Consider the following 24,062-nt stretch of genomic DNA (forward strand, 5'->3'; position numbering starts at 1 on the left):
AAGAGATCAGCATCTAATCATTCCAATTAACACAATTATGAGGCAACTCTTATTTATTGTTCGAAACCTTCAGCAAAAGTAAGAACTAAATAAAATTCTTTTCAAATAAATTCTCTTTAAAATCACTAAAAATTTAAGCCCATTTAATACTATATCTATTAGATCAAGTCGAACCTAAATTATAAGATTTAGCATAGCACCCTAAGCTTTCGTTTAGATCAATAAGAGCTGACAAAAACTTAACATCGGCAATAATCCAAAAGTTATTGTATGCAATTATATCAATTTAAAGCTATGATGGCTTTCATATTACTAATAACGCTTTACTGTACTATATTAGTGTGAACTAGATAAAATTCACAAGTCTTAATTGTTTTTCTCGTGTAGTAAAGAACTTAACCGCGAAAAATGCTGCTGCAAATCTTAGGATGTTCTCTGCTAGCTCTACACTCATATCCTTTAGATAGAAAACATCCATATCTCTCAATACGTCTGCAAACATCAACGCTAACGTTAGTGATATAAAATACATAGATTTCTTTGAATAAGAATTCAAATAATATAGAAACGCTACGATGCCCAAGATCAATAAGTTTAAATAATATAAAGAGTAAAGATAGAATACCGAGCTGTTAGATATATAAGCTTTAAGCTCATAAACATGCGTAAAGATTAGCATGGCATTCATACCTACCAATCCAAGAAAAAACAATTGCATAGATATTCCTGCATTTTTTATCTCTACATATCTTGATGCTTCTATGATCAACGCAAAATTCCCCAATGATAATAATACTAATGAAACCTCATCATTAAACCATTGCCCATGAAACAATCTAAAGACAAAAGACAGAAATGTACTTAGCATAAACAGATAATAGAAGCCATTGTTCACTCCTGTTTTATTAATATAGTAAAGCACTGTAAGGAAGAAGAAGGTTATATAAGCGGTATTAGAAATCCAGTCGATATTTAAATAAATAGCAAAAAAATTAAGAAAGAGCAGAATTAACCCAATAATAGCAACAAAATATCTCGCTTTCATTTAAATTTTTGTAAGACGGTAAATATATAAAAATCTAATATTCAGAGGCTGTTAATAGTGAAACTTTAATTTAGAATTAAAATTATATCAACTTATGGCCGTGTATTTCGACTATGAAATAACAAGTCAAATAAAAAACCTTACTACCTTTGTGCTCTTCTAAATTAATTCCAATTAAAATGAATTTGAGATCTATTGTTGCATTGGCAGTAATCGCAGGAACAATTTCTTGCAACAGTGCAAAATTTCATACTTCTACTATAGAAGGAAATAGATTGGCAATAAATAATGAAATTGCTGCAGACACTTCTATAGAAAATTACATAAAACCCTATGCCAATCATATTGAAAAAGTGCTGGATAGCGCATTGGCTTATAATCCAACAAATCTGGTAAAGAATGATGGAGCGCTAAATACGCCTATTGGTAATATGATGGCAGATCTGGTTTTGGAGCAAGCTAACCCTATTTTTAAAAGCAGAACCGGTAATACTATAGATATGGTACTTCTAAATTTTGGCGGAATCCGGTCTTCCATCGCAAAAGGTAATATTACTACCAGAACCGCCTATTCTGCTATGCCATTTGAAAATGAAATTGTTATAGCCGAACTTTCTCCGGAGAGAATGAAGGAACTATTGCAATATCTGGAAGTTGCTAAAACTGCACATCCTGTAAGCGGAGTTCAGATTAGAGTGGACAAAGATTTTAAAGTGATAGATGCTAAAATTCAAGATAAACCGCTGGATGCTCAAAAAAATTACTTTGTAGCAACTTCAGATTATTTGCAGCAAGGCGGAGATAATATGAACTTTTTTAAAGATCCTGTACATCTTTATCGAACAGATTATAAGATCAGAAATGCGATTATAGATTATTTTATTAAGGTGGACACCATTAAGACCGTAAAAGACAATAGATATATTCAAATTAAGTAAGTCATGAAAAGAAGATCATTTATTCAGCAAACCGCTGCAACTGGAGCTTTTATTGGCTTGGGTGGTTTAACGATGTCTTTTAAAGAGAATTCTAGAAAACATATTACTATTTTACATACCAACGATGTACACAGTCATATAGAACCTTTTGGACCGGAAGATCCTAAAAATCCAAATATGGGTGGTGTTGCCAGAAGAGCAACGTTAGTGCATCAAATAAGAAATGAAAATCCAAACACACTGCTTTTAGACGCAGGAGATATTTTTCAAGGAACGCCTTTCTTTAATTTTTACGGTGGAGAATTGGAGTTTAAATTAATGAGCAAGTTAAAATATGATGCTGCAACGCTAGGAAATCATGATTTTGATAATGGCATTGACGGATTGTATTCTCAACTTCCAAATGCAGATTTCGACTTCCTAATTTCAAATTATGATTTCAATGATACTGTAATGAACGGTCATACCTCACCTTACAAAGTCTACATGAAAGATGGAGTTAAGATTGGTATCTTCGGGATAGGGATTGAACTTAAAGGATTGGTTACAGATAAACTTTACAAGGAAACTAAATATTTAGACCCTATTGAAGTAACTCAGGATATGACCAGAATTCTGAAAGAGGAACTAAAATGTGATCTTGTAATTTGTCTTTCTCACTTGGGTTACGAATACAAAAATGAGGATAAGATCTCTGACATAAAATTAGCCAGAGCCACAGAAAATATAGATCTAATAATTGGTGGCCATACCCACACCTTTTTAGAACGCCCTACTATCGAGACCAACAAAGCAGGTAAAAAAGTGCTGGTGAATCAGGTTGGTTGCTACGGAGTTTATCTGGGCAGGATAGATTTCTACTTAGATAATGACAACAATATTGAAAGCAAAGGAGTAAGTATTTCGGTTTAAAATTAATTCAATTAAACCCCATTTTCAATTCTTTCGTCACCCTGAATTTATTGACGACTCATACTATAACATTGGTAAAAAAATGAGATTTTGAATTCCTTCAAAATCTCATTTTTACTTTAGTTTATTTTACGAACTAACAATTAATTTGCAGCTGGAACCATCTTTAAGAATTCATCTTCACTAATAATGGTAGTCCCTAATTTTTCAGCTTTTGCCAATTTACTTGGCCCCATATTTTCTCCTGCCACTAAAAAATTTGTTTTAGCTGAAATGGATCCTGAAACTTTTCCGCCGTTATCTTCTATTAATTTCTTAAGATCGTTTCTGGAGATCTTTTCAAAAACACCAGAGATCACAAATGTGTTTCCGTTTAAAATATCGGTTTGATTGGCCAATTTTTCAGCTGAAATTTCCAATTTCACCCCATAAGTTGTCAATCTTTCTATAGTGTGAACATTCTCTTCTGAAGAAAAGAAATCTACCACACTTTGGGCAATACGCCCCCCTATTTCGTCTACATTCACCAATTCTTCCAAAGACGCTTTAGATAACGCCTGAATATTCTTAAAATGTTTGGCTAGTTTTTTAGCTACCGTTTCTCCAACATATCTAATTCCCAATCCAAATAAAACTCGCTCGAACGGAATTTCTTTAGATTTCTCAATTCCTTGGATCAAATTTTCTGCAGATCTCTCTGCCATTCGCTCTAAGGGCATCACATCTTCTTTCTTTAATGCATAAAGGTCTGCGTAATTACTAATCAGGTTTTCATTCACCAATAAAGCCACTGTTTCTCCACCAAGGCCTTCAATATCCAGCGCTTTTCTAGAGATATAATGCTGAATTCTTCCTGTAATTTGAGGAGGACAACCATTTGCATTTGGACAATAATGTTGCGCTTCTCCTTCTTTTCTAACCAAGGCTGTATCACACTCCGGACAATGAGTAATATATTCGGTTTCTTTAGAATCTGGATCTCGTTTTGTAAAATCTACACCTACAATTTTTGGGATGATCTCACCACCTTTTTCTACAAAAACGGTATCCCCTTCTCTAATATCTAATTTCGCAATTTGATCTGCATTATGCAGCGAAGCTCTTCTCACTACTGTTCCGGCTAATTGAACAGCATCCAAATTTGCTACCGGAGTAATGGCGCCGGTTCTCCCTACCTGATAGGTGATCTGCTTTAACAGAGTAGATTCTTGTTCTGCTTTAAATTTATAAGCAATAGCCCATCTTGGAGATTTGGCAGTAGTACCCAACTCCTCTTGTTGATGTAAATTATTCACTTTCACCACTACTCCATCTATCTCATAAGGTAGCTCATGCCTGTTCTTCTCCCAATAATTTACAAATTGTAAAACCTCATCTACATTCTTAACCAGCTCTGCTTCTTTTGGAACTTTAAACCCCCAGTTTCTAGCTTTTTCCAAGCCTTCATTTTGAGATTTTAAATTGATATTTTCGCCAATAATGGAGTATAATAAACATTCCAAAGGTCTTTTAGCCACCTCTGCACTATCCTGAAGTTTTAAACTTCCCGAAGCTGTATTTCTCGGGTTAGCATAAGGTTCTTCACCAAGTTCCACACGTTCCGCATTCATTGCTACAAAACCTTCTAAAGGCAACACAATTTCACCTCGAATATCAAATTTCTCCGGAAAATCTCCTTTTAATTTTAAAGGAACAGATCTGATGGTCTTAATATTATTGGTAACGTCATCTCCTTGAAATCCATCTCCTCGAGTTACCGCCCTCACTAGTTTTCCATCTTCATAAGTAAGGCTTATAGAAGCACCATCATATTTTAATTCACAAACATATTCCACATCTCCATCTACCATCTTTTTAACGCGCTTCTCCCAATCTTCCAACTCTTCTTTTGAATAGGAATTAGACAAAGAATACATTCTATGATTGTGAACTACCGTTTCAAAATTCTTAGTCACCGCACCACCCACTCTATGCGTTGGTGAATTTGGATCATTGTACTCAGGATTTTCCGTTTCCAATTTCTGCAATTCTTCCAGCATCATATCAAAATCATAATCGCTTATTTCCGGGCTATCCAGAATGTAATAATGATAATTATGCTGATGCAAATCTTTACGGAGCTGAGTAATTCTTTCTTCTATCTTCATCTTTTAAGCGGAAAAATATGGGACACAAATTTTATATGTAGTGCAATTCATCATTTTTGAATTGTAAATGATGTGTATTATTTTGATGACTGAATATTAAGCTAAAACCTGAAGCATAAGCTTTATCGTTAGCTGGAAACCAGTCTTTTAAATCTTTATTAATGGTAATTATAAGACCATCTGGATCTCCAATGGCACAAAATTTTTCGAAATTTCCATCAAACTTTTCAAGCTGAAAGTTCTTACTGAGAAATTCATAGCTTTTTCTAATGTTAGAAGTCGCCAGACCAATTTCAGCAATCCCTAAAATACTTTCTTCAGAAAAGATCGCAGATTTTGGCGAATTAAGCGTTCTTCTTGAAATGAATTCTAAAATATTTTCGTCTTTATCGTAGAAGTAAAGTGACTTAGCATCCCAGTTACTAAAATCTACAATTTCATTATTGTAACTCTTAATAATAGCCACTCTTTCTTTCACCCATTCTAAGGCGATCTCCTCTAGTTTATCTGGAATATGAAAAGCTATATGATATGGAGTAGCATTAGCTTTTTTAGAAAGTTTTAGAATTGAAGTTCCTATCAGCACCTCAAAACTTTCTTCAGTATAATTCTGAATTTTTAGTCCGAAGAGATCCCGAAAGAATTTTAATTGCTCTTCCAGTTTTGAAGTATAAATATTTAGGAATTCTATCTTCATAGAGTAGTTTACATCTTCAGATCAAGACGTTTAGGTCTGATTTTTATTCATCCATTTTGGAACCGGCATAGGTTTAAAATCTTTCATCTTCTGCAAAAGATCTGCAATATTATCGGAAACTAATACCAAACTCATGTTTTCTTCTTTCAGCAATTTCTTGGCAACCATTTTATGAAGCATTGCTAAAAGCTCATCATAATAATTATTAGTATTCAAAATACCTATCGGTTTTTTATGCAAGCCTAACTGTCCCCAAGTCAAAATTTCGAACAATTCTTCCAAAGTTCCAAATCCGCCGGGAAGCGCTATAAATCCTTCACTAAGATCGTGCATTTTAAGCTTTCGCTCGTGCATATCTTTGGTGGTTATTAATTGAGATAATTGCGTATGCGCCACTTCTTTCGTCTTTAAAAAGTCTGGAATTACACCGGTTACTTTTCCACTATTATCTAAAGCGCCTTTGGCAACCTGTCCCATTAGGCCAAGTTTACTTCCGCCATAAATAACCTCTATATTATGCGTAGCAAGAAATTCACCAACAGCATAAGCCTCTTTGTAGATCTCTACATCCTCCCCATCACTACTCGCACAAAAAACAGCGATGCTCTTTAAATTATTTTCCATTAACGAAAAGTTCTATTTTAAATTTGCTTTCAGCATTCGGTCATTGCCAAAAATATCTTTTCTAACTTCAGTATTAAAACCTAATTCCTGCAACATCGTGGAAGTCTCTTTGGCTAAATATTGATTTATCTCAAAGTATAAACTTCCCGATTTTCTCAATCTAGATTTTGCCAACATTCCAATTTTCCTGTAAAATATCAGAGGATCTTCATCTGATACATACAAAGCCAAATGAGGTTCATTCTCCAGAACATTCCTATGCATTTCTTTTTTTTCCAATTCCCTTACATATGGAGGATTGGAAACAATAACATCTAACTTCTCATCCAAGAAATCTGTGGCAAGAATGTCTTTTAAACTAAAAGATATATGAACATTATTGCACTTAGCATTATCTGTAGCTATAGCTAAGGCTTTTTCTGAAACGTCTACCGCAGAGATTTTAGAATTTTTTAAATGATGCGCAAGGCTAATTGGAATACAACCTGTACCGGTGCCAATCTCTAAGATCTCAAATTGCTCTTCCTCCTTTTCATTTAGATCATCTAAAATCCATTGCACCAACTCTTCTGTTTCAGGTCTAGGAATTAGAACATTTTCATTTACTTTAAATTGAAGGCCAAAAAATTCTGTCTCTCCAAGAATATATTGAATAGGCTCATGACAAACCAATCTTTGTTGAGCCTCCTTAAATTTAATAAGAACCTCATCTTCAATGACACAAGCTGGATCTAGAGCGATCTCTAATCGAGTTAATCCTAAGTATGAAGTAGCTAATAAATTAAAAAAAGAATTGATCTCCTGTGGGGGATATTCCTCTTTTAAGGCATTTATAAATTGATCTTTAAATTGTAGAACCTTCAATCTTGTTTTATTAAATGACTATCTCTATAGATCTTTTATCATCCACATGGTACAGTTGTAATGCCCTGTATCTCCCATTGGCTTTTCTAATGATCTAAACCCTGATCTACCATAAAGTCTTCTCGCATTTTCCATATATGGAAGAGTTTCTAGGTAACACTGCTTAAAACCTTGAGCCTTTGCAAAATGCAAACAAGTTTCCATCATATGCGCTCCAATACCTCGCCCTCTTGCCTCAGGCAGAAAATACATTTTTTGTAGTTCACTCACTTCAGCCTCTAAGCCTATTAATGGCGCAATTCCAGAACCTCCAATAAGAGTTCCATTTTCTTCTACTACAAAATATTGCATCTTATCATGTTGATACGTACTGTACATATCATCCAAAGATTTATCTTCATAAGCAGTTCCCACTTTAGGAACTCCCATTTCTACCAACACCTTTCGTATTAAGGCTGCAATTTGCTGGTTATCTTCCGGTTGTATCTCTCTAATTTTAAAACTCATGTTTTGCTGAATAAATCATATTTTTGTGATGTGAAGATACACGAAAAATATATAAATAGATGCATAGAATTGGCCCAAAACGGCCTCGGAAACACCTATCCCAACCCAATGGTTGGCAGTGTAATTGTACACCAAGGGAGAATTATTGGTGAAGGTTGGCATCATAAAGCAGGCGAGCCGCATGCAGAGGTAAATGCAATTGCCTCAGTTAAAGACAAATCGCTTTTAAAGAAGAGTACTATTTATGTGAGTTTAGAACCTTGCAGCCACTACGGAAAAACTCCTCCCTGTAGTGATCTTATCATAGCTAAAGAAATTAAAAAAGTTGTTATTGCTACGGTAGATCCTTTTGCGGAAGTATCTGGTAGAGGAATTCAAAAACTGCTAAGCGCCGGATGCGAAGTAATTGTGGGCGTAAGAGAAAAAGAAGCACAAGATCTTAACAAAAGGTTCTTTACCTATCATCAAAAAAAGAGACCTTATGTGATCTTGAAATGGGCACAATCTGAAGATGGATTTCTTGCCCCGGAGAAGAAAGATAAAAGAGAACCAATTTGGATTACCAACCAATACTCCAAGCAACTGGTTCATAAATGGAGAAGTGAAGAACAAGCAATCTTGGTGGGAACTAATACTGCCGTAATGGACGATCCTAAACTAAATTCCAGATTATGGGAAGGAAAAAATCCCACCCGCGTGCTAATAGATCAAAATTTAAGAACCCCAAAAGATTCGGCAATTCTGGATGGTAGCATTAAAACCATTGTAATTTGTGGTATGCACTCTAAACCAGAACTAGATTTTAATTTATTATATTTTGAAAAAATAGATTTTCTAAAAGAGATTGCTTCTCAAATTATGAATACTCTGTATGAACATCACATTCAATCTGTAATTATTGAAGGCGGGAGCAAAACCCTTCAAACTTTTATAGACGCCAACCTTTGGGATGAAGCGCGAGTTTTTACAGGAGAAAATCAATTTTTAAAGGGGACTTCTTCTCCATTTTTATTAGGCACAAAAGTTCTGGAACAGCACTTAGAGAATGATTATTTAAAGATTTACAAAAATGATTAAAACCATCATATTCGATTTTGGAGATATATTTATAAATCTTGATAAATCTGCTACTCAAAGAGAATTGAACTCTTTAAAAATAGAAAAGATCTCTGAAGAGTTGCAACAAACAAATCTTGAATATGAACAGGGACATATCACTTCAGATGAGTTTTTAGGCGCTTATACCAATAGATATCCTGCTATTGAAAAAGATCAATTTAGAAGATCTTGGAATGCTATTTTAAAAGATTTCCCGGAGTACAGATTAAAATTTATTCAGAAACTTTCCAAAGAAAAAGATTATCAACTCATCTTACTTAGCAACACCAATGAAATTCATATAGATTGGATAAAACAAGAGGTTCCGTTCTTTGAAGATTTTAAGAACTGTTTTGATGCCTTCTATCTTTCTCATGAGATTCACTATAGAAAACCGAACAGAAATATCTATGAATTCGTGCTTAGCAAGCATCAGTTAAAACCGGAAGAGTGTTTGTTTGTAGATGATACTTCTGCAAATACAGATGCCGCAAAAGAACTAGGCATCCATGTTTGGAATTTAGAACCTACACGAGAAGATATTATAGATCTATTCACCTCCCAAAAAGAGCTATTTTGATATATCTTCTCCTTAGCATTTTATCATCCAGCATAATATTTGTGGTTTTTAATCTCTACAAAAAATATGGAGTTAATACGCTTCAGGCAATTATTGTAAATTATTTTATAGCCTGTGCTGTAGGCTTTTTTGGCTTTATAAAAAGCACAGACATTACTGCTATACCTCATAAAGATTGGTTTCTAGGCACATTAATATTAGGAGTTCTCTTTATTGTTGTTTTTTATCTAGCCGCAATAACTACACAGCGCAGCGGACTTTCTGTGGTTTCAGTTGCTACTAAGATGTCTGTAGCCATCCCTGTTCTATTCGGTATTTTATATTTTAATGAAAGTAGCGGCATAATGAAATCTGCCGGAATCATCCTTGCATTAGTAGCTGTTTATCTTAGTTCTGTTAAGAATAGAAGCGGAATTGCTATTAAAAAGGAGAATTTAATATTTCCGATCCTAGTGTTTTTGGGTAGCGGAATAATAGATACCAGTATAAAATTTTTAGAAGCCAGCTATGTTTCAAAGACAGAAGTTGCACTTTTTTCATCCACAATTTTTGCCATTGCAGGTATCATAGGGGTTATGGTTTTAATTGTTCAGGGCTTTTTAGGACGCCTAAGAGTTACAAAAAGGAACTTATTAGGCGGTGTTGCTTTAGGTATTCCGAATTACTTTTCTATTTACTTTCTGGTTTTAGCTTTAAGAAGTGAAGGAATGGAAAGTTCTACCGTATTTACCATTAATAATGTCGCCATTGTTTTGGTGTCTACCTTGCTTGGTATAGTTTTGTTCAAAGAACATTTAATTCCTAAAAACTGGATTGGTATATTCTTGGCTATTTTAAGTATAATTTTAGTAGCTACCAGTTAAAATTACATATTTTGAAAGACACGTATAAAAGCATTACAAAACCATCTGAAGAGATCTTATTTAAAGACAAGAACTCTAAATTCTTTGGCTATGCTTTTCCTATTCATTCTGAAGATGATGCCAAGATACATTTAGAAGAATTACGAAAGAAACATCACCAGGCTAGACATTGGTGTTATGCCTGGCAGATAGGTAAGGAAGTTCAAGATCATCAATTTAGAGCTAATGATGATGGAGAGCCCTCAAACTCTGCAGGGATGCCAATTTATGGTCAAATTCAGTCTTTTGAGGTAACTAATATCCTCATCGTTGTAGTTCGATATTTTGGCGGAGTCAAATTAGGCGTTGGCGGTTTGATAAACGCTTATAAAACTGCAGCCCAATTGGCGTTGGAGGCTAGTGATATTTTAAAACGAACCATTGATGAACGTTTTGTGCTTCAATTTGATTATCCGGAAATGAATATCGTAATGCGAGTTATTAAAGAACACAACCTTAATATAATTGAACAAGATCTAGGTTTAGATTGCAAAATCTACATCGCAATTAGAAAAAAAGATGCAGAAGCCATATTTGATAAATTTAAAGGTATTTATAAAGTTGAAATAAAAAAAGTGGAAGACTAATCTTTTAATTTTTCAAGTAAAAACTGCGGACATCTCACCGGCCTTTTAGTAATGGAATCCATAAAAACTAGAACCGTAGAAGCCGTTGTTATTAGCTGCTCATTCTGATTATAGATAGTATATTCAAAGCCAATTTTTACTCTAGGCAGTTCCATTAATTTCGTTTCTATTCTTAAAGTATCTTCAAAGTGTGCAGGTTGCAAAAATTTGAAACTCATTACATAAACAGGTAGCATAATACCATCTTTTTCCATAGATCCATAAGACACCCCTAGCTCCTCAAGCCAGTCTATACGGGCCATCTCTAAATACTGTGCATAATTTCCATGATGCACCACACCCATTTGGTCTGTTTCTGCATATCTAACTTTAACATAGGTTTGATGACTTTTCATAGGAGTTTTATGGAGTTAATTGCGTTAGGTTTTGTACTTTCATACCTGAAAGGAAGTATGCGTAAATTTTTATTAAAAGTCAACATCAAAACGGTTTTTTTATTAGATAATTTGTTCACATATTTGTTCCACCAAGATTTGGGAGGATTTCGATCCCGAAAAAGCAACCACGTACTAACCTAAAATAACCTGAAAACAAGCATGTCAAAAACTGCGCAATCAGTTTGGAATAGCTGTCTAGCTTTTATCAAAGATAATATTACACCCCAGGCTTATAAAACTTGGTTTGAACCGATACAAGCAGTAAAACTTACAGATTGTGCCTTGAGCATACAGGTTCCTTCTAAATTCTTTTATGAATGGTTGGAAGAGCACTATGTAAAGCTTTTAAAGGTTTCTCTAACAAGAGAATTAGGTGAAAAAGCCAAATTGGTCTATGTGATCAAAATGGAAAACACCTACGGCAACAAACTTCCATTCACAGAAAAAATTCCTAGTACTCAAAGAAGCAATGTTGCTTCTCAAGAAGTAGATGTTCCTGTAAGACATAAAAATCCGGAACTTAGAAATCCATTTATAATTCCTGGAATTCGGAATGTTAAGATAGAATCTCAATTAAACCCTAACTATAGTTTCGAGAATTTTTTGGAAGGAGAATCTAACAGACTAGCAAGATCTGCAGGATTAGCAGTTTCTAACAAACCTGGAGGAACATCATTTAACCCTTTACTTATTTTTGGAGGAGTTGGTTTAGGAAAAACGCACTTAGCTCATGCTATTGGTGTAGATATTAAAGATAAATATCCGGAGAAAACCGTATTATATATTTCTGCTGAAAAATTTACACAGCAATACATAGAATCTGTAAAGAAGAATAATAGAAATGATTTTATACATTTCTATCAGATCATAGACGTTCTTATTGTAGATGATATTCAATTATTATCTGGAAAAGCTGGAACGCAAGATGTATTCTTTCATATTTTTAACCACCTACATCAAAACGGAAAGCAGGTAATTCTTACTAGTGATAAAGCTCCGGTAGATATGCAGGATATCGAGCAAAGGTTGCTATCAAGATTTAAATGGGGACTTTCAGCTGAATTGCAAAACCCAGATTTTGAAACCCGAGTTTCTATTATTAAAAACAAACTCTACCGCGATGGTGTAGAAATGCCGGAAGATATCATAGAGTTTTTAGCTAATAATATTAAAACGAACATTCGAGAATTAGAAGGCGCTATCATCTCTTTAATTGCTCACTCTTCTTTTAATAGAAAAGATATCACATTAGATCTGGCTAAAAAGATTGTAGATAATTACGTTAAGAATACAAAACGTGAGGTTTCTATAGATTATATCCAGAAGATCGTTAGTGACTATTTTCAAATGGATGTAGAAACACTTCAATCTAAGACCAGAAAACGTCATATCGTTCAGGCTAGACAATTAGCAATGTTCTTTGCAAAGAAATTTACCAAAGCATCACTTGCCAGCATTGGAAGTCAAATAGGTAAAAGAGATCATGCAACGGTATTACACGCTTGTAAAACGGTAGATAATCTTGCAACCACCGATAAGCAATTCAAAAAATTTGTCGAAGACCTTAACAAGAAACTTACCCTATAAAAAGTAGCTTTATGAAAACCAATGTTTTGATGGTGTGTCTCGGCAATATCTGCAGATCTCCATTGGCCGAAGGAATTCTGAAATCTAAACTTTCTAGTGATACTGTTTATGTAGATTCTGCCGGTACTGGAGATTATCATGTTAACGATCTTCCAGACTCAAGATCTATTGCTGTTGCTAAAAAGCATGGACTAGATATTACAGATCAACGCGGGAGACAATTTAAAGCTGAAGACTTTAAAAAATTTGATCTCATCTATGTAATGGATAATTTTAATTACAATGATGTGATTTCATTAGCAGCTTCTATTGAAGATCAAGAAAAAGTAAAGCTCATCTTAAATGAAGTCTTTCCCGGAGAGAACGTAGATGTTCCTGATCCTTACCAAGGTGGACAACAAGGCTTTGAGAATGTATATAATATGCTTGATGAAGCCTGTACGATCATCGCTAAAAAATTAAATGCTTAATTTTAGCTAAACTTCTTATAAACATGGCGAACACTCCTTTTCAATTTTCTGGAAAACTATACCTGATCCCAACTACTTTGGGAACTTCAAACCCTATAGAAGTACTCCCGTTATCTATAAAAAAGATCATAGAAAAAGTGGATCATTATATAGTTGAAAATGAAAAAACCGCCAGAAGATCTATTAAAGATGTAGTTCCAAGCAAAAAGCAACCGCTTCTAAAATTAAATTTACTAAATAAATTTACAGACCCTGCCAGCCTAAGTTCTTTTCTAGATCCATGCAAAGAAGGTCTGGACGTTGGCTTGCTAAGTGAGGCAGGATGTCCTGGAGTTGCAGATCCAGGTGCGGAGATTGTAAAGCTCGCACATCAAATGGGAATAAAGGTGGTACCGCTTGTAGGCCCCTCCTCCATTTTACTTGCAATGATGGGAAGCGGAATGAACGGTCAAAGTTTTACATTCCACGGGTATTTACCTATAGATAAAAAAGAACGCAAGAACGAATTGAAGAATTTAGAGCGAATTTCTTTAGAAAGAAATCAGGCGCAAATCTTTATAGAAACTCCTTATAGAAATAATAAGTTGTTGGAAGATATGACACAGCAATTACATGCTGCAACAAAACTATGCATAGCTTGTGATATTACACTTCCCACAGAATATATTATCACTAAAACTATTTCAGACTGGACTAAAACAAAAGTAGACCTTCATAAAAGGCCTACTATTTTTGTGATACAGAAAGAGCTTTAATTTAAGCTTGAAATATTTCGGCCTTAGCTTTTCTCTCCGGTTTTACAAATGAAGTATCATAACCTGCAAACCTTTTCATGTAATACCCTATAGTTGTTCCAAATGCATCATTAAAAGAATTGGCTCCCCAACTTCTTAGATACTTTTTTACACTTCCAGGACCTGCTAAATGTGCCGCAGCAAGAATACCAGATTCTGTAATTGTAATACCATTTATTTTTTCTCCAACAAATCTTGCAATATCACGTTTCAAGATCCATTTGTTCCTAGAGGCATTGGCATAGAATGCCGCTTCTTGCAACTCTGGAGTATTTAAGAATTCATTTGCATTATAGATTCCTATCAATTTTAAAGTTCCCTTTCCAAATTGATACTTCCCTAAATATCCAAATTCATTAATTATCTTATAATCTCCTCTAGACTCTTTAAAAGCAACTGCTTCTTTAAAACCTAAATAAGATTTACCAAGTGCTGGTAAAATTTTAATTGCCTCTACCTCGGTAACGCTACTATCTGGAGTAGCAGCTACCGTGTATTCCAGAACAACATCTGAAGGGGTAGCATAAGTTTCAAGGTTTGCAGCTTCTTTAGTAGAAAAGCTAAAAAATATAGATCCTGCCAATATGATTGGAAAGATTGAAATTTTTGCAACTTTTTTTCTCATAATTTTTTGATTCTGACAGGTTGAATAGCTTAATAAAACAGCCCCTATCAATTTCGCCGGGCAAATGTACGATTATTTTTAATAATTTGATACACAGCATGTTAAAGATTTTATAATATTGTATTTACTGATATTCAGCGAGTTACGTTTTTATTAAATTTCCTATATCAAGTTTTAAGGTACAACGCGTGTAGTAGCAAGGCAAATGAGACCATTTAGCTTGCTAAAAGTGATAGAATTTTTGCCATTTCTTCCTATTTTGAGACTAAAAAATTAATCGGAATAAGAACTCAAATTTTTGCCAAAATGAGTATCCTCACTACATTTTTAATTAAACAACAGTAGATCCCGAGAAATCCGAAAATATACCAAACAAAAAAAGCACCCATTTTAGGTGCTTTTTGCTGTAAGAGATTTTAGAAATTATCGTTTAATTCCTTGTTTATTCACCCAATTAACATAAGCCTGCTTATTGATATTATGCTCACGCAAAGTCTTTGCAAATTTATGATATCCAAAATTTTCTACGTTAGCTACAAAGAAAATAAAATCGTGCTTTTCATAATTAAGCACCGCATTTATAGATGAAATGTCTGGCATAAATATAGGCCCTGGAGGTAGGTCTTTATATAGATAAGTATTATAAGGAGAATCTAAGGTTAGATCTTTATAAAGTACACGTTTAATAACTGTATTAAAATTCTGTGTCTTGTCTTTAATAGCATAAATAACTGTTGGATCTGCTTCTAATTTCATCCCTTTATTGATTCTATTCATATAAACTCCGGCAACTTTTGGTCTTTCATCAACCTTTGCTGTTTCCTTTTGAACTATCGAGGCTATAACAGAAACATCCAGTGGTGATAAGCCTATTTCTTTAGCTTTATCTAATTTCTCTTGCGTCCAGAATTTATTATACTCCTTTTGCATTCTGCTTCTAAATTCTTCCGCAGAAGTATTCCAGAAAAATTCATATTGATTTGGAATATACATTGCCAAGCCATTTCTCAATGTAAAGTCATTCCCGCTAAGAAATTCCTCTTCTTTCATTGCACTCAACAAGCTTAAACTATCAGCTTCTATTTGTCTGGATATTCTACCTGCAAGATCTTCTAACCTTTCCTGATTATTAAAAACAACTTTTACAGGTTGATTCTGGCTTCTAAGGACATTAATAAGATCATTATTATTCATGTTCTTCTTCAACAAATACTTCCCAGCTTTTATATTACCCACGTAATTTTTTTTCTGTGCAACAGCATCAAATGCTTCCATATCTTTTATTAAAGGAGAAAGGCTGTCTTTTACTACAGTATAATTTGCGCCGGTTGGAATATAGACCACTGTAGAATCACTATCAAACTTCGTATTTGGAGCAAAAATATTATTGTAGATGGTATAGCTGAAAAATCCCAGCACAACTAAGCCCAAAAGGGCGATAATTAAAAGTATTTTTTTAATGTACATTATTGATGAATTGGTATAAAATCTCGTCTTTAAATTTTCCGTTTATTAAGCTCCAGTCTTTTTTGATTCCCACTTTTTTGAAACCACATTTTTCAAAAAGTTGAATACTAGGCAAATTATCCACGGTAACGTTGGCATAAACCTGATGCAAATTTAGATGAACAAAACAATATTGGCTTATTAGAGAAATTACCTCTGCCCCATATTTTTTTCTTCTATCTTCTTCCTTAATGATCAATATCCCTAGAGAAGCTCTTCTATTCTTAGGTTCCAGATCAAAAATATCTACTAAGCCTAAAGGATCACCTTCCAGATCACAGATCATCAACCTTAATTGCCTAACATCAAAAATATCCCTGTGGGAATTTTGAAGGTATTTTTTAATAAGAAATCTGGAATATGGCACTTTTGTATCACTTATCTCCCAAAATTTTTCGGTATTCTCTACTTCAAGAATAAAATCTAGGTCTTCTGGCTCGAGTGCTCTTAATCTAACATTTTCTCCGGTTAATGTTAACATTCTAAACTTCCTTTAAAAACCTGTAACGCAGGCCCCGTTAACCAGATGTTGGAATATTGAGCTCCATTATTATCAAAACTAACCTCTAGATTACCGCCCGGAGTAGCAAGATTAACTTTATTAAAATTTGTTTTACCCGTGGCGTGCGCAGTAATTGCCACCGCAGTTACTCCCGTTCCACAGGAGTAAGTTTCATCTTCAACTCCTCTTTCATAGGTTCTAACCAGAAAAGAGTGATCATCACTTTGCTGAACAAAATTCACATTAGTTCCTCCAATATTGCTATAGATATCTGAGTATCGAATTTTTGAACCCAGTTTTTTTACATCTAAGTCTCCTACCTCTGTAGAAAATTCTATATGATGAGGAGAACCCGTATCTAGAAATAAATGACCTTCATTTAAGCCATCTGCAATTACATCTTGCATTTGTAAACTTATGGTCTCACCTTTTACCCAGGCCTTATGTTTTCCATCTACAGCAATAAAATTGGTGCGCTCTTCTATAACTCCTAAGAAATTTGCAAAAGATACGATACATCTGCCACCATTACCGCACATACTACTTGGGTTTCCATCAGAATTATAGTAAACCATAACAAAATCCTCACATTCTACCTTAGAATTTTCCAATAGTATCAATCCATCTGCCCCTATGCCAAACCTTCTATGGCAAAGTTTAAGTACTAAATTGGTATCATTTTTGGGGAACAGTAACTGGCGATTATCGATCATGATAAAATCATTTCCAGCGCCATGATATTTGTAAAAATCGAGTTTCATGAACCTTTTATTTTGAAGGCCAAATATACAACATTCAGACTGATTTTTCGTTGAGAATAGGCCATCGCCAAATAATAAATCAAAGAATAACATTGATTAAAATTTGAGATTTTTTGAATATAAAAATAGAAATAGCATGAAAAAATTCGCAACATTCGTTGGAGCCTCCATTTTGGGTGGAGTATTAACTTTGGGTTCTTATCAATATTTTAATAATGAGGATACCTCTTTTTTGAATAATCATACTAAACAAGAGTCACAACTATTCCCAATCTCCAATAACACTCCAAATTATGGTACTAATGCAGATTTTACGGAAGCTGCAGAAAAGACTGTTCATGCCGTGGTACACGTTAAAAATGTAGCAATATTTAAACAGCCTAGAAATTCATGGGAATATTATGCTAGAAAAGGAGAAAGTGAAAAGGCGCTAAGGGGCACCGGATCTGGAGTTATCATTACTCCAGATGGGTACATAGTTACCAATAATCATGTTATTGAAGGTGCAAGCGAATTGGAAGTAACCTTAAACAACAACAAAACGTATAAGGCAAAACTTATCGGAAAAGACGTTAAAGCAGATATTGCACTTATTAAGATTGATGCACAGGAACTGGATTATATCCCATTTGGAGACTCCAATAATATCAAATTAGGAGAATGGGTACTTGCTGTAGGAAATCCTTTTAATCTAACTTCTACCGTAACTGCGGGAATTGTGAGTGCTAAAGCTAGAGATTTTAATAGTAATGATGGAACGCCTCAATCTTACATTCAAACCGATGCTGCCATTAATCCTGGAAATAGCGGAGGAGCTTTGGTAAATATCAACGGGGAACTTATAGGTATAAATACTGCTATTACGAGCCAAACAGGAAGTTATATTGGATATGGTTTCGCAGTGCCTTCTAATAATGCCAGAAAAGTTGTAGAAGACCTTATAGAGTATGGTAATGTGCAACAAGGCATCTTAGGTATTCGAGGTAGTGATGTAAATGAAAATCTTTCCAACCAATTTAATCTTGGAACTTCCCAAGGTGTTTTGGTACGAGATATAGATCAGGGAAGTGGTGCTTTCACTTCTGGGATTAAAGAGGGAGATGTTATTAGACAAATTGATAATATTGAAGTAAGAAAAATGTCTGACCTTACTGGTTATATTGGTTCAAAAAGACCAAATGACATTGTAAATGTTAAGATCTTAAGAGATGGAGAGGAGCAGTTGCTAAAAGTAAAACTCACCAAATATGAAACATTTGCTATTGAGTCAATTGGACTTGAAGTTACCAATGCTTCAAAAGCAGATCTAGAAAATTATAGCAGCTCTAATGGAGTAAAGATAAGTAGAGCCTTAAAAGGAGATGCTCAGTCTCAAGCATTAATAGGGATTTTGATCACTAAAATTGACAACAGTAAGGTCAATAATATAAGTGATGTTAGAAAGATCATAACTTCTAGAGATCCTTCAGAGCCAATTAGTGTAACTTTCGTAAATAGCGAAGGTAGAGAGCAAACTTACATTTGGAGATAAGCTCAATAAAAATAAGCCTTACCCACCATTTTAATGGCGGGTATTTTTTTTGAATAAATATTTTACGAAAACGTTTGAAATATATACTTTTGCAGCGTTTTTAAACACACAACTTAATCTATTAAAAATGGGATTTAACGAAGTTTACGAAAAGGAACTTGCTTTTCAGGCCGATCGCAGACGCGCCTCGGTAGAATTCATTAAAATTATTAGCGATTTATGGTACGATAAATCTATCGAATTGGTTCTTTTCAGAAACCAATTAATCAATTTAAATGTAAGTGACATTTTAAATCTGCACGAATATGCAGGTGAATTTGTTCAAAAACCTATTTCAATCTTCGATTCTGTGGAGATCGCACAGGCCATTAAAGATCTGGACCTTCCTCCTGCTAAATTAGATATTGGTAAGCTAACCTATGAGTATCATATAGAAGATGTAGATTATAACAATGCTAAAGCCTTTATCTCAAATAAATTGAAGAAGGCAAAAGAATATGAAGAAGTTACTCCTAAAGACGTAGTTCTTTATGGATTTGGAAGAATTGGTAGATTGGTTGCGCGAGAGCTTATGACTAAAACCGGAAAAGGAAGTCAGTTAAGATTAAGAGCTATCGTTACCAGAGATCATGTTGATGCCAATATCCTAGAAAAAAGAGCATCCCTTCTTAAGAATGATTCTATACATGGAGATTTCTCTGGAACAGTTACTATAGATGTAGACAATTCTGCACTTGTAATTAATGGAACTACCGTTCATATTATCTCAGCAAAAAATCCGGAAGAAATAGATTATACAAATTATGGTATTGAAGATGCCCTAGTTATAGATAATACTGGAGCTTTTAGAGACAAAGAAGCCTTATCAAGACATTTATCTTGTAATGGTGTTTCTAAAGTATTGTTAACTGCTCCGGGGAAAGGTATTCCAAATATTGTACATGGAGTAAATCATAAAAATTATGATCCGGATGTAGAAGACATTTTCTCTGCAGCCTCTTGTACTACAAATTCTATTGCTCCAATCTTAAAAGCAGTAGAAGAAACTTTGGGGGTAGTTCATGGTCACCTAGAGACTATACATGCTTACACCAACGATCAGAACTTGGTAGATAATATGCATAGTAAATACAGAAGAGGTCGTGCAGCAGGATTGAATATGGTAATTACCGAAACTGGAGCTGGAAAGGCAGTAGCAAAAGCGTTACCTGTGTTTGAAGGAAAATTAACTTCTAATGCAATTAGAGTTCCGGTCCCTAATGGATCTTTAGCAATTCTTAACTTAGAAGTACAAAGTGAAACTTCTTTAGAAGGTATTAATGATATTATTAAAAAATATGCTTTAGAAGGCGAATTGGTAGAACAAATAAAGTACTCTCTAGACAATGAGTTGGTTTCTTCAGATATTGTTGGTTCTTCTGCTCCTTCTATTTTTGACAGTAAAGCAACCATTGTAACAGAAGATGGAAAGAATATCGTTCTTTATATATGGTATGACAATGAATACGGTTACAGTCATCAGGTAATTAGACTAGCTAAGTATATTGCAAAAGTTAGACGCTTTACTTATTACTAGTAAAAGCAATTTTTATAAAGAAACCCCCACCACTATGGTGGGGGTTTTATTTTTAGCAGTTTATTAACTGATGTTATGCAAGGTAAATCTGAAATTTGTGAAAATTTCTTAAAGATGAGTGAGACTAATAAGCGTAAAAGAATTTATAAGAAAAGATACAATGTACCTATTCTCATCATTGTTATCTTAATATCTATAAGAATCGCGCTACCTTATCTCCTCCAAGATTATGTAAATAAAACCTTGAATGACATCCCTGGATATGAGGGACATGTAGAAGATATTGACATAGCATTATGGCGCGGAGCCTATGTGGTAAAAAAATTAATTCTAAAGAAAACCGAAGCAGAAACAGATACTCCTGTTCTAGATTTTAGAGAAACCGATATATCCATAGAGTGGAAATCTCTCTTAAAAGGTAAGATTGTAAGTGAGATAGAAATGTACGATCCCAAATTCAATTATATTTTTGAAGATCAGAAAAAAGAGGGGCCAGAAGGCAAGGCAGATACAGAAGATTGGACCAAAGCACTTACAGATCTAGTTCCTATAGACATTAACCACCTTGCTATTCACAATGGAACTGCCAATTTCGCGCAGTTATCTTCCAGTCCGGATATAGAAATGTTTCTTCAGAATATAGAATTAGATGCCACTAATTTAAGTAATGTGGTTAATAAAGATAAAACCTTACCTTCTACCCTACATGCAACAGCAACTTCTATTGGAGATGGAAGCGTAACATTAGAAGGAGAGTTGAATCTATTAAAGGAGATTCCAGATATGGATATAGACTTTGCTTTAAAAAAGGCAAATGTCACCGCCGTAAATGATATTACTTTGAAATATGCAGGTGTAGATTTTGAAAGCGGAACTTTTGAACTTTATAGTGAAGTAGCTATTGCAGATGGATATTTAAAAGGAAGCATAAAACCTATGTTCATCAATGCCAAGCTCATTAGTAAAAATGATGATGGAGGAATATTTAAAAAGTTATGGGAAGGTTTTGTGGGAACATTCAAGTTCCTTCTAAAAAACCACGGAACAGATACTCTAGCAACTAAAGTACCTTTGGAAGGAGATTTAAATGAAGTGAAATCTGGAATACTACCCACAGTTTTTAATATTTTTAAAAACGGTTGGATAAAAGCTTTTAAGGGAGATGTGGATGAAAATATTAATTTTGAAGATGCAAAAAGATCTAAAGATGGAAAATAGTTAAAAGCTACTGCTGATAAAAAAATAAACCTTTTTGTGCTATTTTAAGTTTAATGGCAATAAGTTTTTTTCCTTTGCGTTGTCTAAATAATTTAACCAAAAACACCCAAATGAATAAAGCATTATTTTTTACTTTACTGTTCCTTACAAGTGTAATGAACCTTAAAGCGCAGGACTATCAGGCTGAAGAGACACCAATTAACGATGCCTTCACCAAATTAATTGAAGATTCTAACGATTATCAAGGTTATAAGGTTGTAGATTATACAGATCTAATTACGCTTAAAAAGAACACTCTCAATTTCATTGGAATTCTAAAAAACGAAATTACTACACAGAAAAATTCTTTAAATCAGCAACAAGAAGAAAGTGCAAAACTAAAAGCAGATCTAGAAGAAACTCAAAAACAATTAGAAGATGTAACTGCAGAGAAAGATGCTATTACATTTTTAGGGATGCCTTTTAGCAAAGGAAGTTATATGGCATTAATGTGGGGAATAGTAGCTGCACTTATTATAGCCTTACTATTCTTTATATTTAGATATAAAAAAGGACATTCTGATACGTCTGAAGCAAGAAACAAGTTATCAACCACAGAAAAAGAATTTGAGCTTTATCGTGCTAAAGCATTAGAAAAGGAACAAAGACTTGGAAGATTACTACAAGACGAAAGAAATAAATCTAGCGATAGATAAGCTTCTTTTTCTAATTATATATTGTAAAGATATTTCTCATCTTTGCACCGGTAAACTAAAATAACATGCGAATAGATATTATTACAGTGGTTCCGGACATTTTAACCAGTCCTTTTGAAGTCTCCATATTAAAGAGAGCTATAGAAAAAGGACTGGTTGAAATACATCTACACAACCTTAGAGATTACGTTACAGACAACTACAAGCAGATAGACGATTACCAATTTGGTGGCGGAGCAGGGATGGTGATGATGATTGAGCCTATAGACAAATGCATCACTAAATTAAAATCTGAGCGTAGTTATGATGAAGTGATTTATATGACACCAGATGGCACTACATTAAATCAAAAAATAGTAAATACGTTATCTATTAAGGAGAACATAATTATTCTTTGTGGTCATTATAAAGGTGTAGATCACAGAGTTCGTGAGCAGTTTATTACTAAAGAAATATCTATTGGAGACTATGTGCTCTCCGGCGGTGAGTTAGGGGCTGCAGTATTATGCGATGCCATAATTAGATTAATTCCAGGAGTTTTAGGTGATGAAACTTCTGCGCTTACAGATTCATTTCAAGACGACTTACTTGCACCTCCTGTTTATACTAGGCCTGCAGACTACAAAGGCTGGAAAGTTCCTGAGGTATTAACTTCTGGAAATTTTCCAAAAATTGAGACCTGGAGAGAAGAGCAATCCTACCTGAGAACCAAGAATTTAAGACCAGATTTATTAGATGAAGATTAATTAAATTATTGGTTGTTTATATTATTTAATTTTCTAATTTTGCACTCGTTTCTGAACCAACCTCTGGCGAAAACCGTGCATGTTGCTTTAGTATTATATTAAACTATCTATTATGGAATCGTTAATTAAATTCGTTCAAGACGAATTCGTTACAAAAAAAGATTTTCCTGAATTCTCTGCAGGTGATACTATCACTGTGTATTATGAAATTAAGGAGGGTGCTAAAACCCGTACTCAGTTTTTTAGAGGTGTAGTAATTCAAGTTAAAGGAACAGGAGTTTCTAAAACTTTTACCATCAGAAAAATGAGTGGAACTGTTGGAGTAGAGCGTATTTTCCCAATGAATTTACCTGCACTTCAAAAAGTTGAAATCAATAAACGTGGAGCTGTTAGAAGAGCACGTATCTATTATTTCAGAGGACTTACTGGTAAGAAAGCTCGTATTAAAGAGCAAAGAAGAAAGTAATTACGCTTCAAATGATTTTATTAAAGCCCCATTGTATGGGGCTTTTTTATGCTTTAAATCTAAATACAAACACCTGAAAATTAGCGTGTTAAAATTTTTTAGTTTTAAATTAAATTTCTTAACTTTAAGTGTATTTAATTTATGATTGGAATGACACAAGGATTTTCCATGGTTAAATACGGTAGAGTAAAATCTTTACATAGGTTTTTATCCTTTATTATTTTTGTGATATAAGATAAAAACGTTT

Annotated in this window: 26 protein-coding genes; 15 read left to right on the forward strand and 11 right to left on the reverse strand. The window is 34.1% G+C overall.

Annotated features, from left to right (window positions below; translation table 11 throughout):
• Positions 1-346: 346 nt before the first annotated feature.
• Entirely contained in the window at positions 347-1,045 is a 699-nt protein-coding gene (locus tag BLT84_RS15820; protein ID WP_091267817.1) for a hypothetical protein, read from the reverse strand.
• Positions 1,046-1,224: 179 nt separating this feature from the next.
• Between BLT84_RS15820 and BLT84_RS15825 the strand changes: the two genes are divergently transcribed.
• Together BLT84_RS15825 and BLT84_RS15830 are read left to right on the forward strand one after the other, a co-directional pair.
• Positions 1,225-1,983: a 5'-nucleotidase C-terminal domain-containing protein gene (locus tag BLT84_RS15825; protein WP_091267821.1), complete on the forward strand. Its 759-nt coding sequence runs from the start codon at positions 1,225-1,227 to the stop codon at positions 1,981-1,983.
• A gap of 3 nt (positions 1,984-1,986) precedes the next feature.
• The gene (locus BLT84_RS15830; protein WP_034887889.1) at positions 1,987-2,895 is read left to right on the forward strand and encodes a bifunctional metallophosphatase/5'-nucleotidase; all 909 of its coding nucleotides are present in this window, start codon (positions 1,987-1,989) and stop codon (positions 2,893-2,895) included.
• Between the two features lie 143 nt (positions 2,896-3,038).
• Here BLT84_RS15830 and ligA read toward each other — a convergent pair whose 3' ends face one another.
• Genes ligA through BLT84_RS15850 form a run of 5 tightly spaced genes read right to left on the reverse strand, consistent with a single transcriptional unit; the run spans position 3,039 to position 7,734 of the window.
• Positions 3,039-5,042, reverse strand: a complete 2,004-nt coding sequence (gene ligA, locus BLT84_RS15835; RefSeq protein ID WP_091267824.1) for an NAD-dependent DNA ligase LigA — start codon at positions 5,040-5,042, stop codon at positions 3,039-3,041.
• 31 nt (positions 5,043-5,073) lie between these two features.
• Positions 5,074-5,739, reverse strand: a complete 666-nt coding sequence (locus tag BLT84_RS15840; protein ID WP_091267827.1) for a VOC family protein — start codon at positions 5,737-5,739, stop codon at positions 5,074-5,076.
• A gap of 30 nt (positions 5,740-5,769) precedes the next feature.
• A complete protein-coding gene (locus BLT84_RS16270; RefSeq protein WP_231929390.1) occupies positions 5,770-6,363 on the reverse strand; it encodes a TIGR00730 family Rossman fold protein in 594 nt (197 codons plus the stop codon).
• Positions 6,364-6,375: 12 nt separating this feature from the next.
• Positions 6,376-7,227, reverse strand: coding sequence for a peptide chain release factor N(5)-glutamine methyltransferase (prmC, locus tag BLT84_RS16275; RefSeq protein ID WP_231929392.1), 852 nt, complete (start codon positions 7,225-7,227; stop codon positions 6,376-6,378).
• A gap of 24 nt (positions 7,228-7,251) precedes the next feature.
• On the reverse strand, positions 7,252-7,734 hold the full coding sequence (locus BLT84_RS15850; RefSeq protein ID WP_091267830.1) for a GNAT family N-acetyltransferase: 483 nt from the start codon (positions 7,732-7,734) through the stop codon (positions 7,252-7,254).
• 30 nt (positions 7,735-7,764) lie between these two features.
• Here BLT84_RS15850 and ribD point away from each other — a divergent pair, with 30 nt between their 5' ends.
• Genes ribD through BLT84_RS15870 form a run of 4 tightly spaced genes read left to right on the forward strand, consistent with a single transcriptional unit; the run spans position 7,765 to position 10,901 of the window.
• Positions 7,765-8,811 carry a bifunctional diaminohydroxyphosphoribosylaminopyrimidine deaminase/5-amino-6-(5-phosphoribosylamino)uracil reductase RibD gene (gene ribD / locus BLT84_RS15855; protein ID WP_091268277.1) on the forward strand — a complete coding sequence of 349 codons (1,047 nt, stop codon included), beginning with the start codon at positions 7,765-7,767 and terminating at the stop codon, positions 8,809-8,811.
• Positions 8,804-9,412, forward strand: a complete 609-nt coding sequence (locus BLT84_RS15860) for an HAD family hydrolase (RefSeq protein ID WP_091267833.1) — start codon at positions 8,804-8,806, stop codon at positions 9,410-9,412. The genes ribD and BLT84_RS15860 overlap by 8 nt, the downstream gene beginning before the upstream one ends.
• Positions 9,409-10,275 carry an EamA family transporter gene (locus BLT84_RS15865; protein WP_091267837.1) on the forward strand — a complete coding sequence of 289 codons (867 nt, stop codon included), beginning with the start codon at positions 9,409-9,411 and terminating at the stop codon, positions 10,273-10,275. Before BLT84_RS15860 ends, BLT84_RS15865 begins: the two co-directional genes overlap by 4 nt.
• A gap of 11 nt (positions 10,276-10,286) precedes the next feature.
• Positions 10,287-10,901 carry an IMPACT family protein gene (locus tag BLT84_RS15870; protein ID WP_034887870.1) on the forward strand — a complete coding sequence of 205 codons (615 nt, stop codon included), beginning with the start codon at positions 10,287-10,289 and terminating at the stop codon, positions 10,899-10,901.
• Here BLT84_RS15870 and BLT84_RS15875 read toward each other — a convergent pair.
• Positions 10,898-11,296, reverse strand: a complete 399-nt coding sequence (locus tag BLT84_RS15875) for an acyl-CoA thioesterase (RefSeq protein ID WP_091267840.1) — start codon at positions 11,294-11,296, stop codon at positions 10,898-10,900. The genes BLT84_RS15870 and BLT84_RS15875 overlap by 4 nt on opposite strands.
• A 201-nt stretch (positions 11,297-11,497) precedes the next feature.
• Between BLT84_RS15875 and dnaA the strand changes: the two genes are divergently transcribed.
• From dnaA to BLT84_RS15890, 3 genes are read left to right on the forward strand one after another with little or no spacing between them, the layout of a single operon-like run.
• Positions 11,498-12,925: a chromosomal replication initiator protein DnaA gene (gene dnaA / locus BLT84_RS15880; protein ID WP_034887866.1), complete on the forward strand. Its 1,428-nt coding sequence runs from the start codon at positions 11,498-11,500 to the stop codon at positions 12,923-12,925.
• Between the two features lie 11 nt (positions 12,926-12,936).
• A complete protein-coding gene (locus BLT84_RS15885; RefSeq protein ID WP_091267843.1) occupies positions 12,937-13,395 on the forward strand; it encodes a low molecular weight protein-tyrosine-phosphatase in 459 nt (152 codons plus the stop codon).
• A gap of 23 nt (positions 13,396-13,418) precedes the next feature.
• Positions 13,419-14,150, forward strand: a complete 732-nt coding sequence (locus BLT84_RS15890; RefSeq protein WP_034887862.1) for an SAM-dependent methyltransferase — start codon at positions 13,419-13,421, stop codon at positions 14,148-14,150.
• A 1-nt stretch (position 14,151) separates the two neighbouring features.
• Here BLT84_RS15890 and BLT84_RS15895 read toward each other — a convergent pair whose 3' ends face one another.
• From BLT84_RS15895 to dapF, 4 genes are all read right to left on the reverse strand, one after another.
• A complete protein-coding gene (locus BLT84_RS15895; RefSeq protein ID WP_034888307.1) occupies positions 14,152-14,814 on the reverse strand; it encodes a hypothetical protein in 663 nt (220 codons plus the stop codon).
• A gap of 423 nt (positions 14,815-15,237) precedes the next feature.
• Entirely contained in the window at positions 15,238-16,281 is a 1,044-nt protein-coding gene (mltG, locus tag BLT84_RS15900) for an endolytic transglycosylase MltG (protein ID WP_091267847.1), read from the reverse strand.
• Complete coding sequence (locus BLT84_RS15905; RefSeq protein ID WP_091267850.1) at positions 16,271-16,801, reverse strand: GNAT family N-acetyltransferase; 531 nt, start codon at positions 16,799-16,801, stop codon at positions 16,271-16,273. The genes mltG and BLT84_RS15905 overlap by 11 nt, the downstream gene beginning before the upstream one ends.
• Positions 16,795-17,583 (reverse strand): diaminopimelate epimerase, encoded by a 789-nt coding sequence (dapF, locus tag BLT84_RS15910; protein WP_091268280.1) that lies wholly within the window; start codon positions 17,581-17,583, stop codon positions 16,795-16,797. The genes BLT84_RS15905 and dapF overlap by 7 nt, the downstream gene beginning before the upstream one ends.
• Before the next feature lie 136 nt (positions 17,584-17,719).
• On the opposite strand from dapF, the gene BLT84_RS15915 reads away from it, so the two are divergent.
• The 6 genes from BLT84_RS15915 to rplS all read left to right on the forward strand — a co-directional run bounded on the left by BLT84_RS15915 (position 17,720) and on the right by rplS (position 23,815).
• Entirely contained in the window at positions 17,720-19,114 is a 1,395-nt protein-coding gene (locus BLT84_RS15915; protein WP_091267854.1) for a S1C family serine protease, read from the forward strand.
• Between the two features lie 127 nt (positions 19,115-19,241).
• Positions 19,242-20,690: a glyceraldehyde-3-phosphate dehydrogenase gene (locus tag BLT84_RS15920; RefSeq protein ID WP_034887852.1), complete on the forward strand. Its 1,449-nt coding sequence runs from the start codon at positions 19,242-19,244 to the stop codon at positions 20,688-20,690.
• 114 nt (positions 20,691-20,804) lie between these two features.
• Positions 20,805-21,908 (forward strand): DUF748 domain-containing protein, encoded by a 1,104-nt coding sequence (locus BLT84_RS15925; protein ID WP_091268283.1) that lies wholly within the window; start codon positions 20,805-20,807, stop codon positions 21,906-21,908.
• A 110-nt stretch (positions 21,909-22,018) separates the two neighbouring features.
• The gene (locus tag BLT84_RS15930) at positions 22,019-22,603 is read left to right on the forward strand and encodes a DUF4199 domain-containing protein (RefSeq protein WP_091268286.1); all 585 of its coding nucleotides are present in this window, start codon (positions 22,019-22,021) and stop codon (positions 22,601-22,603) included.
• A gap of 65 nt (positions 22,604-22,668) precedes the next feature.
• On the forward strand, positions 22,669-23,349 hold the full coding sequence (gene trmD, locus BLT84_RS15935) for a tRNA (guanosine(37)-N1)-methyltransferase TrmD (RefSeq protein ID WP_034887850.1): 681 nt from the start codon (positions 22,669-22,671) through the stop codon (positions 23,347-23,349).
• A gap of 112 nt (positions 23,350-23,461) precedes the next feature.
• Positions 23,462-23,815, forward strand: coding sequence for a 50S ribosomal protein L19 (rplS, locus tag BLT84_RS15940; RefSeq protein ID WP_034887848.1), 354 nt, complete (start codon positions 23,462-23,464; stop codon positions 23,813-23,815).
• Positions 23,816-24,062: the final 247 nt, after the last annotated feature.

Origin of the sequence: Gillisia sp. Hel1_33_143 (assembly GCF_900104765.1) — a bacterium.
Taxonomy (GTDB): domain Bacteria; phylum Bacteroidota; class Bacteroidia; order Flavobacteriales; family Flavobacteriaceae; genus Gillisia.